Below are 12,385 nucleotides of genomic sequence, written 5' to 3' on the forward strand. Positions count from 1 at the left end.
TCCCCTCTACAATGTGCGCCTTGCTTGCCAATGCTGCACGCTGACTTTATACCTTGATTAGGAACCACAATGACCGCCACTCTGATTGCTGAGCAAACACCAACTCCCGCGAATGATGCGCAAGATATCTTACAAGATGTCTTTGGTTATCAAAGCTTTCGTGATGGTCAGCAAGAGGTCATAGACCTAGCCGTTGAAGGCAAAGACAGCTTGGTGATTATGCCAACCGGTGGTGGTAAGTCTCTGTGTTACCAGATCCCGGCTTTAGTGCGTGATGGGCTGACTTTGGTTATCTCACCGCTCATTTCATTGATGAAAGACCAAGTTGACCAGTTGAAAGCTAATGGTGTGGCGGCTGAGTGCATAAACTCATCGATGCCACGCGATCAACTGTTGAGCGTGTTCAACCGCATGAACTCAGGCCAATTGAAGATGGTTTATGCTTCACCAGAGCGTGTGTTGATGCGTGACTTCATCGAGCGCTTACAAGGTTTGCCGCTTTCGATGATTGCGGTGGATGAGGCACACTGTATCTCTCAGTGGGGACACGATTTCCGCCCTGAGTATGCTTTGCTAGGCCAGCTTAAACAGTATTTCCCGCATGTGCCTTATATGGCGCTGACAGCAACCGCTGACGATGCGACGCGCAAAGATATTATCTCGCGTTTGCAGCTGGTGGAGCCGCACACTTACTTAGGCAGCTTCGATCGCCCTAATATTCGCTACAACCTAGTTGAGAAGCACAAGCCCGTGTCACAAGTGGTTCGCTACCTAGAAACACAGAAAGGCAATTGCGGCATCATCTACTGTGGTAGCCGTAAGAAAGTGGAGATGGTGACCGAGAAGCTGTGCAATAACGGTATTCGCGCTGCGGGTTACCATGCCGGCATGGATACCGACGAACGTGCTTACGTTCAAGAAGCTTTCCAACGTGATGATATTCAGATCGTGGTCGCGACTGTGGCGTTTGGTATGGGCATCAACAAACCCAACGTACGCTTTGTGGTGCACTTTGATATCCCACGCAACATCGAATCTTACTATCAAGAGACAGGCCGTGCAGGTCGTGATGGCTTACCTGCTGAAGCGATGATGTTGTTTGACCCGGCTGATATGGGTTGGCTGCGTCGTATGCTTGATGAGAAAGAAGAAGGCCCGCAAAAACAAGTTGAGATGCACAAGCTGAACGCGATGAGTGCCTTTGCCGAAGCGCAAACGTGTCGTCGTCAGGTGCTGCTCAACTACTTTGGCGAATATCGCGAGAAGCAATGTGGTAACTGCGATATCTGCTTAGATCCACCAAAACACTTTGATGCGACCCAAGAGGCGCAGAAGGCGTTGTCTTGTGTGTACCGCGTTAATCAGTCATTTGGTATGGGCTATGTGGTCGAAGTGATGCGCGGTATGCAGAACATCCGTGTACGCGATAATGGTCACGACAAGCTTTCTACCTACGGTATTGGCCGCGACCATAGCCATGATTACTGGATCAGTATCTTCCGTCAGCTGATTCACAAAGGTTTGTTGTTCCAAAACATCACTCGTAACTCAACATTACAGTTAACAGAAGAAGCTCGACCGCTATTGCGTGGTGAGATGTCTTTGGAGTTGGCTGTACCTCGTTTAGATACAGCAGTGCGTAATGCGAAGTCCGATAAACTAAGCAGCAAGAACTACGATAAGAAGCTGTTTGCCAAACTGCGTAAGCTGCGTAAGTCGATTGCTGATGAAGATGGTTTGCCACCATACGTGGTATTCAGTGATGCGACGCTGATTGATATGGCCGAAATCCTACCCACATCTTATGGCGAGATGCTGGCGGTAAATGGCGTTGGTCAGCGTAAACTTGATAAGTACGCAGACCCATTCTTAGATTTGATTCAAGAACACATCACCACACACGGCTAGCTTGCAAGAAACGACTAGCTTATAAAAACGATTGGCTTATAGAAAAAGAATAAGGTTGATAGGGACATGACAACACCAACAGAATTTGGCTTAAGAGAGTATTTGGCTGAGGAAGGGCGTTTATTGATTACGTCTCCAAGTTTTGATTTTGATTCTTATGAAGTGCTAGGTGAAAAGCTGGTGGCGTTGCTGTCAGCTTCTGTTGTTGAAAAGCAATGGGACGCCGATATGCATTCTTGGTTGATTGATTTTGAAGATTGTCGGATGTTTTTAAAGTCTGAACATTACAGTGAATCAATCTGGTTTGAGTCGTTAAACGCTGAAGAAAGCCGAGAAGAGTTCGATTATCTCGCGACGCTTTTCAAGCGCGGTTTCTAACTTTTAACATGGCTTCTGAAACGTAGCTTCTAAACCTGGCTCTTAAAACTTGGCTTCTAACGTCATTCATCAATAAAAGTGAGGATAAACGTTTGCGTTTGTTCTCACCGTTGCAGCCAATATTGATTAATGTATAATCGCCCGCCGCTCAATAGAGCAAATTATAGAAACATTTTTAATTCACATTATTGGTAAGAGCTTTCTTGGATTATTCGAAGAAATGACTCGATTTGGGTTCCCTCACCCCCAAACCAAACTAAAAAGGTACAGCATGAGTAACTTTACCCCTGCGCAACAGCGCAAAGCCCTAGCACTATTAGTTTTGTTCCATTTGATCATTATTGCATCAAGCAATTATTTGGTTCAGCTACCTTTTACCGTCTTCGGTATGCACACCACTTGGGGTGCTTTCACTTTCCCGTTTATCTTTCTAGCGACAGACCTGACCGTACGTATTTTTGGCGCGCAGCTTGCTCGTAAAATCATTTTCTTAGTGATGTTACCAGCGCTGGCCGTTTCTTATTTATTGTCTGTGGTGTTCTTTGAAGGTTCATTCCAAGGCTTTAGCCAACTAGGCGAGTTCAACTTGTTTGTTGCACGCATCGCAGCGGCAAGCTTCATGGCTTATTTGCTTGGTCAGATCTTGGATGTGCATGTGTTCAACCGCTTACGCCAAATGAAGCAATGGTGGGTTGCGCCAACGTGTTCAACGTTATTCGGTAATGCCATTGATACCATCGCGTTCTTTGCGATTGCTTTCTACCAAAGCCCAGATCCATTCATGGCTGAGCACTGGACTGAAATTGCGTTGGTCGACTACGGATTCAAGCTTATCATCAGCTTAGGTTTGTTTGTTCCAATGTACGGTGTACTTCTAAATTACGTGGTTAAGAAGTTAACCGCTGTGAACCCTGACTTTAAAGCAACGGGCGTTAACGCTTAAGTTTAGATTTGTAACGCAAAGCATTAATGCAGCGATGAGAAAAAGCCCAAGTTAGTAGACTAACTTGGGCTTTTTTAATTTCTAGCGTCAGATACTAATATCAGAGGCATTCAATATTCAATGGCCAGCCAATATCGGTTTGTCTATTCGACTCGATCTCTAGCTCAGCAGCGGTCAGCGGGTTGTCTGCTAGCCATTGCTTAGAAAGCGTCAAGGTCAGATTGTTGTCATCCGTCGTCAGCTTGAACTCAGGCTCAAGCGCTGGATTACGACGGTGAGTCAACAAAATAGCTAAACGCAGAATTCGTAAAATACGCTTGCTGCTGGTACCTGAGATTGCATGTTGTTCAGGCAATGAAGTTAACTGTTCGCGGTAGCGACGTGTTAACTCACCCAAGCAGTGCTTTTGCGCTCGAGTAAAGCCTGGTAGGTCTAAGTTCTGCAGTAGGTAAGCACTGTGCTCGCCGCCTTTTTTGAAATCGATTGTTAAACCAATCTCATGAAGCTTCGCCGCTGTTTGTAATAGCACACCTGCTTGAGGTTCAGAAACCCACGTTTCGGCGCCCGCTTGCTCTAATAGAGTCTGTGCGACTACAGCAACTTGTTCACTGTAGCTTACGTCCATTTGGTAGCGTGATTGCACGCTCTTAATGGTACGAGCGCGAATATCTTCTTGGCGAAACTCATCAACCATCTCGTAGGCGAGACCTTCACGGAGTGCGCCGCCAGCGAGTGTCATTGAATCAATTTCAAGCAGCTCAAAAATCGCGATAAGAATAGAAAGACCACTTGGGAACACTAGTGCGCGCTCAAGGGTTAAGCCTTCAATCTCAAGCTCTTCTAAGCGCTCTGTAATCATCGCTTGTTTTTGTAGACGCTTGAGTTTTGCATGAGTAATAACTTCATCCATGCCTTGCGCCAACATGATTTCTTGCAGCGCTTGAACGGTACCACTGGCGCCAACACACACATCCCATCCGATATCAGTGTAGCTATCTAGGATAGGAGCTAACGTAGACTTAGCCGCTTCAATGGCATTGTTGAAGTTGGTTGCGGTTAATTGGCGATCTTTAAAGTGGCGTTCAAGCCAAGTAACACAACCCATCTTCAGGCTGGTTAAGGCTTTGGCTGAGAAACCTTCACCGATGATCATCTCGGTACTTGCACCACCAATATCAACCACTAGTCGGCGGCCGCTGCCACCAGAAGTGTGTGCTACGCCTTTATAGATAGTCGCAGCTTCTTCTTCACCAGAGATAACATTGATGTCGTAACCAAGGATCTGGTTCGCTTTCGCGAGAAATATATCCACATTGATAGCGGTACGTAGGGTCGCTGTACCAACAATGCGGATATTTTCTTTCGGAATATCTTGCAGTCGCTCTGTAAAGAGACTCAAACAGTCCCAACCGCGCTGCATGGCTTCAGTACTAAGCGCATTATTTTCATCTAAGCCTGCAGCTAAACGAACTTTGCGCTTAATTTTAGCCATGGTTTGTACGCTGCCATCGATATGACGCACAACGAGCATATGAAAACTGTTCGACCCGAGGTCGATTGCAGCATAAAGCGGTGGTGACACTGTTTGACTCATAAGCGACTAAGCTTCCTTGTTATGACGCGGTTGGCGTGGGCGACGGTTCTGGTTTGGTTTCCGGTTACCGTTGCGTGGGCCATTGTTGTTTGAGCGGCGTTGTTGCGGGTTACGTGTACGTAAGCGCATCGGTGCTGGCAGATCTTCCAGTAGTGCAGAAGCATCGTAGTCAGACATTGGGATAGCGTGCTCAATGTATTCTTCGATTGGTGGCAAGTTGATTGCGTAATCTTCACAAGCAAAGCTGATCGAGTGACCGCTTTCACCAGCACGACCTGTACGGCCGATACGGTGAACGTAATCTTCACAATCGTCAGGTAGGTCAAAGTTGAATACGTGTGTTACTTGAGGGATGTGTAGGCCACGTGCTGCAACATCCGTTGCGACAAGCAGGTCAACATCGCCTTTAGTGAATTGCTCAAGAATCTTTTCACGTTTCTTCTGAGGAACATCGCCAGTTAGTAGGCCAACACGGTGACCATCGGCAGCCAAGTGGCCCCAAACTGATTCACACTTGTGCTTAGTGTTAGCGAAGATGATTGCGCGATCTGGCCACTCTTCTTCGATTAACGTTTGTAGAAGAGCCATCTTATGTTCGTTAGAAGGGTAGAACAGCTCTTCTTGAATACGGTGACCAGTCTTACGCTCAGGTTCAACAACGACATGCTCTGGGTTGTGCATGTGTTCGAATGCAAGTTCTTGTACGCGGTAAGACAGCGTCGCAGAGAACAGCATGTTTAGGCGATCTTTTGGCTCAGGCATACGACGGAACAAGAAGCGGATGTCTTTGATGAAACCAAGATCGAACATGCGATCAGCTTCGTCAAGAACAACGGCTTGAATGTGGTTAAGGTTAAATACCTTTTGCTTGTAGAAATCGATGATGCGGCCAGTCGTACCAATTAAGATATCAGCGCCTTCTTCGATCTTACCTAGTTGCTTATCGTAGCTTTCGCCACCGTAAGCTAATGCTGCCTTGATACCTGTGCTTGCAACCAGAGAGTCAGCATCGTTGTAGATCTGAATCGCGAGTTCACGCGTTGGTGCCATAATAATCGCACGTGGCTGGTTAGGCTTACGGCCTTCATGCTCAGGTGTTTTTAGCAGGTGATTAAAAGTAGCAGTAAGAAACGCAAGCGTTTTACCAGTACCCGTTTGGGCCTGGCCTGCAATGTCTTGGCCGGTGAGCAGTACCGGGAGCGCCAAGGCTTGGATAGGGGTACAATAGTCGAACCCTTTTTTCTCCAATCCTTCAATGACTTGCGGAAGTAAATCCAAGTCGGCGAACTTTTGCTCTGTGATATGCGTCTTTTTCATTGCTATAGAATATCAGCTTAAGCTTGCAATACGAAAGTAAATACATTCCAATAGGGCATCTATTTACTGGTTATCATCCAACCAGTTCTAAAAAATACATTGGAGTGGAAGATGAGTGATAAGATTTTGCAGCTAACTGATGACGGTTTTGATAACGATGTAATCAACGCTGCAGGCCCTGTTCTTGTTGATTTTTGGGCAGAATGGTGTGGTCCATGTAAAATGATTGCGCCGATTCTTGATGAAATCGCAAACGAGTACGAAGGTCAGCTCACAATCGGTAAATTAAATATCGACCAAAATGCTGGTACTCCACCAAAATTCGGTATTCGCGGTATTCCAACGCTACTTCTTTTCAAAGACGGTGGCGTAGCAGCAACTAAAGTTGGTGCATTGTCTAAAACTCAACTTAAAGAGTTCCTAGACGCTAACCTATAATCAGGTGAGTATTTGAAAAGAAACCGCGCAGTTAACAAATGCGCGGTTTTGTTTTTTCTAAGCTATGGACTAGTCTTAGTTTTAGTGCTAATTTATCGCACGTTAATTGAACAAATTCTCTTCTTGGTCGAGCCTGTGACCAAATCCTTCTTAACTTAAGAAAACAGACCCTATTTTGACTAAACAAACTTCCACCACTATGAATCTTACTGAACTGAAGAACAGACCTGTGTCTGAACTTGTTAAACTTAGCGAAAGCCTAGGTCTTGAAAATCAAGCTCGCTTAAGAAAACAAGACATTATCTTCTCCATCCTTAAAGCACACGCAAAAAGTGGTGAGGACATCTTTGGTGATGGTGTTCTAGAAATTCTTCAAGACGGTTTTGGCTTCCTACGTAGCGCAGACAGCTCATACCTTGCTGGTCCTGATGATATTTATGTATCACCGAGCCAGATTCGTCGTTTTAACCTTCGTACAGGTGACTCTATTGGCGGTAAAATCCGTCCACCTAAAGATGGCGAACGTTACTTTGCTCTGCTTAAAGTAAATACGGTTAACTACGATAAACCAGATAACGCTCGTAACAAGATTCTTTTCGAAAACCTTACTCCTCTTCACGCCAACGAACGTATGGTGATGGAAGCGGGTAATGGTGCAACTGAAGATATCACAGCTCGTATTCTTGACCTTGCTTCTCCAATCGGTAAAGGTCAGCGTGGTCTGATTGTTGCTCCGCCAAAAGCGGGTAAGACAATGCTTCTGCAAAATATTGCTCAAAGCATTGCTCGTAACCATCCTGAGTGTGAACTCATGGTTCTACTTATCGATGAGCGTCCAGAAGAAGTAACAGAAATGCAGCGCCTAGTTAAAGGCGAAGTAATCGCATCGACGTTTGATGAACCAGCATCTCGCCACGTACAAGTAGCAGAAATGGTAATCGAGAAGGCGAAGCGTCTTGTTGAACACAAGAAAGACGTGGTTATCCTACTGGATTCAATTACTCGTCTAGCTCGTGCTTACAACACTGTTATCCCTTCATCAGGTAAAGTTCTTACTGGTGGTGTTGATGCGAATGCTCTACATCGTCCAAAGCGTTTCTTCGGTGCGGCACGTAACGTAGAAGAAGGCGGTAGCTTAACTATCATCGCAACAGCACTGGTTGATACTGGTTCTAAGATGGATGAAGTTATCTACGAAGAATTCAAAGGTACAGGTAACATGGAACTGCACCTTAACCGTAAGATTGCTGAAAAACGTGTATTCCCAGCGATTGATTTCAACCGCTCTGGTACTCGTCGTGAAGAGCTTCTTACCAAGAACGATGAACTACAGAAGATGTGGATTCTGCGTAAGATTGTTCACCCAATGGGCGAAATCGATGCGATGGAATTCCTTATCGACAAGCTAGCAATGACTAAAACGAACGATGAGTTCTTTGACGCAATGCGTCGTCAGTAGTATTGATTAGCTTATAGTTATTAAAAAGCGCTGCCTTCGGGTGGCGCTTTTTATTTGCATTTTGTAGCGACAGCTTGCAGAATGAGCAAAAGTGTTACGAGGAAGTTAAAATGCAACATGGACTGTTGTCATCATTACTCCTGTCTACTTCACTGTTACTTTCACCGGTTGGTATGAGTTATGCCACCGAGATGTCTCCACTTACAGTAGAGTCTTGGCTTGAGAATGATCAAGTAAAACTGAAAACTGCTGAATTACTCGAGCTTGTCGTGCGTGACGAAGTCAATTCGCTGCGCTTTTCGCTTGAGCGCCTGACATTTCCCCAGCAAGAGGTGGCTCGTTACCGGCTCTTGAAGAAGATCGAACAGCAAGAGATAGTTCTCACCCCTAAGATGTCTATTTTCATAGAACAGCAACTCGCTATCACGCCGACCTACCAAGTATTAGAGCGTGGGGATGGCTACGAGTTTACGGTACCTGCTTTTAATTACCCTTCGATTGCTAATCGACTGATCAAGCAATGGCACCAAGACCAGAAGACACTGGTGTTTGTACTGGATGCAGAAAAGCAGAAACTTAACCTTAATGAGTGGTTGTCAGGGCCTGAGCATCAAGTTCAAACGCGAGAAGCACTACTAATTCGAGAGCTAGACAGTTTGTCTCCTGAAGCGGTTGACTATCTGACTAAGCAACTCACCGCATCTTCTATTGTTAGCTGGTTACCCTCTACCGAGGTGGTAGTTCGATTAGCGCAAGTGAGCGAAGACCCTGAGGTCTATAAGATTCTATGGCGAATGAAGGCCGATTATCATAGCCAAGCAGAGTTAGAGCGACTTGCTAAAACTAAACAAACGTTCGCGTTGGAACAGGTAATGGCAGCGACTAAGAATCCTCGTTTGAAAGATGAAGCGATTACTTTGCTTACCAAGGTGAACCCGCTATCAGAAGAGGTGAAGCAGTTCCTTGTCTCTAGGATGGCGATTGCCGATGAAGCGCCATTAGTCGCCCGTGAATTAGCCAAACAAGGTCACACGCGCTGGTTGCAAGATCTTGTGAATGATAACCCTCAGGTGAAGAGCTCTTTGATCGAGCAAGCATTACCGTAAAGTGGATTTTGCCTCTCAATAACCACACTAAAAAGGGGGATCTCAGCGTCACCCTTTTTGATATACTGAGCGCAGAATAATCAGCATGTAGAAGCCCTATGAGTTTTAAAGATTTACGTGATTTTGTCGACCATCTTGAAAGCATTGGTCAGTTGAAACGCATTTCTCACCCTGTCGACCCAGACTATGAAATGACCGAGATTAGCGACCGTACTCTACGTGCTGGTGGCCCGGCTCTTTTATTTGAAAATCCCGTAGGCTATGACATGCCTGTTTTGACCAATCTATTCGGTACACCTGATCGGGTAGCCATTGGTATGGGGCGTCAAGAGGTCAAAGAGTTACGCGAAGTAGGTAAGTTGCTTGCTTACTTAAAAGAACCTGAGCCACCAAAAGGCTTTAAAGACGCTATCGATAAGCTGCCTGTGTTTAAGCAGGTCTTAAATATGCCAGCTAAGCGTCTTCGTAAGGCGGCCTGTCAACAAGTCGTATGGCAGGGTGATGACGTCGACCTAGATAAAATTCCGGTGATGAGCTGTTGGGCGGACGATGTCGCGCCGTTGCTAACGTGGGGTTTAACGGTTACTCGTGGTCCAAACAAGAAACGCCAAAACTTAGGTATCTATCGTCAACAGAAGATCGGCAAGAATAAAATCATCATGCGTTGGTTGGCCCACCGTGGTGGAGCGCTTGATCTACGTGATTGGATGGAAACCAACCCAGGCAAGCCATTCCCTGTCTCGGTAGCGTTTGGTGCCGATCCTGCCACGATTCTTGGTGCCGTTACGCCAGTTCCAGATACCTTATCGGAATACGCGTTTGCCGGCTTGTTGCGTGGCAGTAAAACTGAGGTCGTTAAATCAATCAGTAACGACCTAGAAGTGCCAGCGAGTGCTGAAATCGTAATGGAAGGTTACATCGACCCGAATGAGTTCGCAGACGAAGGGCCGTACGGAGACCATACTGGTTACTACAACGAGAAAGAAAAGCATCATGTGTTTACTATTACTCATGTAACCATGCGCGAGAATCCGATTTATCACAGTACCTATACTGGCCGTCCACCTGATGAGCCCGCAGTATTAGGTGTTGCGTTAAATGAAGTGTTTGTTCCTATTCTTCAAAAGCAATTCCCAGAAATAGAAGACTTCTACTTGCCACCTGAAGGTTGTTCGTACCGAATGGCGGTAGTGACCATGAAGAAGCAATACCCAGGTCACGCTAAGCGAGTGATGATGGGTGTATGGTCTTTCCTACGCCAATTCATGTACACAAAATTTGTCTTGGTATGCGATGAGGATGTTAACGCACGTGATTGGTCTCAAGTGACCGCTGCTATGTGCGAACATATGGATCCGTCTCGTGACAGCCTGATGATAGAGAACACACCTATCGATTCACTAGATTTCGCATCGCCAGTGGTAGGTTTAGGCTCAAAAATGGGTTTAGACATTACTAAGAAGTGGGATGCGGAGTTGGCACTATCACCTGATGCTAAATCTTTACCTATAGATAGTAAGCATGTTGAAGGTTGCCTAGCTGAGCTAACCGAAACCTTCCCTGAAATTATTGATATTCACTTACAGAATGACAATGCGTGCATGGTCGTTGTGTCTATCGATAAGCAAGCAGCAGGTAATGGTAAGAAAATCATTGAAGCGGTTTGGTCTCAGTTTGATGAGAACAAATTTGTCATCGTGTGTGATAGTGACGTTAACGTCAGTGACTGGAATGACATTGTCTGGGCGGTGACTACAAGAATGGATCCGGCAAGAGATACGTTATTCTTGAAAAACCAAACTGGACACTCAAAAATGGGTCTAGATGCGACGAACAAGTTTGAAGGTGAATGCCTACGTGAGTGGGGTGTTCCAATCACCAAGGATCCAGACGTCGTTAAAAAGATTGATAGCATCTGGGAACAGCTAGGAATCTAATGAGCTTCCAAGTAATCTTATACCCAGAAAATATCAGTTTTACCGTAGAAAAAGGGCAAACGGTTTTGGATGCTGCGCTCAACAGCAATATCAATTTTCCAAACCGTTGCCAAGTTGGTGCATGCGCTATGTGCATGTGCAAAAAATTAGAAGGCCAAGTGAGTTACCACCTTGAACCCATGCTCACAGAGAAAGAGCAGTTACAAGGTTGGATTTTTGCTTGCCAAGCATTTGCAGAAAGTAATTTAGTTCTAACCTTTGCCGATTAAGGGTTAGTGAGAGGAAGAACATGACTATTAAATGTAAAGTGAAATCTATCGAGCCTTTGGCTTGTAACACTTACCAAATCCTACTTCACCCAGAAACACCGGTCGCTTTTAAAGCGGGCCAATACTTGATGGTTGAAATGGGTGAAAAAGACAAGCGTCCATTTTCGATTGCAAGCAGCCCTTGTCGTCATGAAGGCGAGCTTGAGTTACACATTGGTGCAGCTGAGCACAATGCTTACGCTTCAGAAGTTGTTGAGGCAATGAAGAAAGCGCAAGCTGAAGATGGCGACATAGCTATTGATGCTCCGCATGGTGATGCGTGGGTTAAAGAAGAAAGCGATCGCCCTCTGTTACTGATTGCTGGTGGTACTGGCTTTAGCTACGTGCGCTCTATTCTCGATCACTGCATCGCGCAGAACAGTAAAAAAGAGATTCATCTATACTGGGGCGCAAAAGATGAGTGCCAGCTGTATGCGAAAGAAGAGCTTGTCGACATTGCAGCAAAACACAGCAATGTACATTTTGTACCAGTAGTAGAAGAAGCACCTGAAGTTTGGCACGGTCAAACGGGTAATGTACTTGAAGCAATCACGCAAAGTTTCGAATCATTAGCTGATTTTGATATCTACATTGCGGGTCGTTTCGAAATGGCAGGTGCTGCAAGAGACTTGTTTACTCAGAATAAAGAAGCAAAGCGTGACCATATGTACGCAGATGCTTACGCGTTTATCTAAGAATTCTTTTAGATTTAGAGCAAAAAGAGAGCAGAAATGCTCTCTTTTTTCCGTTTAGGTGAACTATTAGGCACTTAAGCTCTATTTATTCATTTTTCATGAAAAAGTAGTTGCTAAGCTGAGTGGGTTCCCTATAATGCGACACCACTGAGACGGCAGACGCCACAAGGCTTCAGCAACAATCAGTCAGACGGAAAGCGACAAAAAATTAATTTTCAAAAAGTGTTTGACACTGAATGTTAATTCGCTAGAATGGCCGTCCACTTCGAGAGGCTCCTTACTTAAAAGGAACGCTCAACAAG

General features: G+C 45.4%; 11 protein-coding genes. 9 read left to right on the top strand and 2 right to left on the bottom strand.

Features of this window, described 5'->3' with window-relative positions; genetic code table 11:
• Positions 1–69: 69 nt before the first annotated feature.
• From recQ to AB4513_RS10575, 3 genes are all read left to right on the top strand, one after another.
• Entirely contained in the window at positions 70–1,908 is a 1,839-nt protein-coding gene (gene recQ, locus AB4513_RS10565; protein WP_009848191.1) for an ATP-dependent DNA helicase RecQ, read from the top strand.
• Between the two features lie 66 nt (positions 1,909–1,974).
• Complete coding sequence (locus AB4513_RS10570) at positions 1,975–2,286, top strand: DUF3630 family protein (protein ID WP_009848192.1); 312 nt, start codon at positions 1,975–1,977, stop codon at positions 2,284–2,286.
• Positions 2,287–2,557: 271 nt separating this feature from the next.
• Positions 2,558–3,229 carry a 7-cyano-7-deazaguanine/7-aminomethyl-7-deazaguanine transporter gene (locus tag AB4513_RS10575; protein WP_009848193.1) on the top strand — a complete coding sequence of 224 codons (672 nt, stop codon included), beginning with the start codon at positions 2,558–2,560 and terminating at the stop codon, positions 3,227–3,229.
• Positions 3,230–3,329: 100 nt separating this feature from the next.
• Here the strand turns inward: AB4513_RS10575 and gppA are convergent, their stop codons facing one another.
• Positions 3,330–4,823 carry a guanosine-5'-triphosphate,3'-diphosphate diphosphatase gene (gppA, locus tag AB4513_RS10580; RefSeq protein WP_009848194.1) on the bottom strand — a complete coding sequence of 498 codons (1,494 nt, stop codon included), beginning with the start codon at positions 4,821–4,823 and terminating at the stop codon, positions 3,330–3,332.
• 6 nt (positions 4,824–4,829) lie between these two features.
• The gene (gene rhlB / locus AB4513_RS10585; RefSeq protein ID WP_009848195.1) at positions 4,830–6,140 is read right to left on the bottom strand and encodes an ATP-dependent RNA helicase RhlB; all 1,311 of its coding nucleotides are present in this window, start codon (positions 6,138–6,140) and stop codon (positions 4,830–4,832) included.
• A 111-nt stretch (positions 6,141–6,251) separates the two neighbouring features.
• Between rhlB and trxA the strand changes: the two genes are divergently transcribed.
• From trxA to fre, 6 genes are all read left to right on the top strand, one after another.
• The gene (trxA, locus tag AB4513_RS10590) at positions 6,252–6,578 is read left to right on the top strand and encodes a thioredoxin TrxA (protein WP_009848196.1); all 327 of its coding nucleotides are present in this window, start codon (positions 6,252–6,254) and stop codon (positions 6,576–6,578) included.
• A gap of 199 nt (positions 6,579–6,777) precedes the next feature.
• Positions 6,778–8,037, top strand: coding sequence for a transcription termination factor Rho (gene rho / locus AB4513_RS10595; protein WP_009848197.1), 1,260 nt, complete (start codon positions 6,778–6,780; stop codon positions 8,035–8,037).
• A 110-nt stretch (positions 8,038–8,147) separates the two neighbouring features.
• Positions 8,148–9,143 carry a hypothetical protein gene (locus AB4513_RS10600; RefSeq protein ID WP_009848198.1) on the top strand — a complete coding sequence of 332 codons (996 nt, stop codon included), beginning with the start codon at positions 8,148–8,150 and terminating at the stop codon, positions 9,141–9,143.
• A 98-nt stretch (positions 9,144–9,241) separates the two neighbouring features.
• A complete protein-coding gene (ubiD, locus tag AB4513_RS10605) occupies positions 9,242–11,080 on the top strand; it encodes a 4-hydroxy-3-polyprenylbenzoate decarboxylase (protein ID WP_009848199.1) in 1,839 nt (612 codons plus the stop codon).
• The gene (locus AB4513_RS10610; RefSeq protein ID WP_009848200.1) at positions 11,080–11,349 is read left to right on the top strand and encodes a 2Fe-2S iron-sulfur cluster-binding protein; all 270 of its coding nucleotides are present in this window, start codon (positions 11,080–11,082) and stop codon (positions 11,347–11,349) included. The genes ubiD and AB4513_RS10610 overlap by 1 nt, the downstream gene beginning before the upstream one ends.
• A gap of 20 nt (positions 11,350–11,369) precedes the next feature.
• Entirely contained in the window at positions 11,370–12,083 is a 714-nt protein-coding gene (gene fre, locus AB4513_RS10615) for an NAD(P)H-flavin reductase (RefSeq protein WP_009848201.1), read from the top strand.
• Positions 12,084–12,385: the final 302 nt, after the last annotated feature.

Origin of the sequence: Vibrio sp. 10N.222.54.E6 (genome assembly GCF_041473955.1) — a bacterium.
In the GTDB taxonomy this organism is placed as follows: domain Bacteria; phylum Pseudomonadota; class Gammaproteobacteria; order Enterobacterales; family Vibrionaceae; genus Vibrio; species Vibrio tasmaniensis_A.

Excerpts from the sequence above, each read along its gene's own strand:
- recQ (WP_009848191.1), top strand. The coding sequence starts at position 70 with ATGACCGCCACTCTGATTGCTGAGCAAACACCAACTCCCGCGAATGAT.
- AB4513_RS10570 (WP_009848192.1), top strand. The coding sequence starts at position 1,975 with ATGACAACACCAACAGAATTTGGCTTAAGAGAGTATTTGGCTGAGGAA.
- AB4513_RS10575 (WP_009848193.1), top strand. The coding sequence starts at position 2,558 with ATGAGTAACTTTACCCCTGCGCAACAGCGCAAAGCCCTAGCACTATTA.
- gppA (WP_009848194.1), bottom strand. The coding sequence starts at position 4,823 with ATGAGTCAAACAGTGTCACCACCGCTTTATGCTGCAATCGACCTCGGG.
- rhlB (WP_009848195.1), bottom strand. The coding sequence starts at position 6,140 with ATGAAAAAGACGCATATCACAGAGCAAAAGTTCGCCGACTTGGATTTA.
- trxA (WP_009848196.1), top strand. The coding sequence starts at position 6,252 with ATGAGTGATAAGATTTTGCAGCTAACTGATGACGGTTTTGATAACGAT.
- rho (WP_009848197.1), top strand. The coding sequence starts at position 6,778 with ATGAATCTTACTGAACTGAAGAACAGACCTGTGTCTGAACTTGTTAAA.
- AB4513_RS10600 (WP_009848198.1), top strand. The coding sequence starts at position 8,148 with ATGCAACATGGACTGTTGTCATCATTACTCCTGTCTACTTCACTGTTA.
- ubiD (WP_009848199.1), top strand. The coding sequence starts at position 9,242 with ATGAGTTTTAAAGATTTACGTGATTTTGTCGACCATCTTGAAAGCATT.
- AB4513_RS10610 (WP_009848200.1), top strand. The coding sequence starts at position 11,080 with ATGAGCTTCCAAGTAATCTTATACCCAGAAAATATCAGTTTTACCGTA.
- fre (WP_009848201.1), top strand. The coding sequence starts at position 11,370 with ATGACTATTAAATGTAAAGTGAAATCTATCGAGCCTTTGGCTTGTAAC.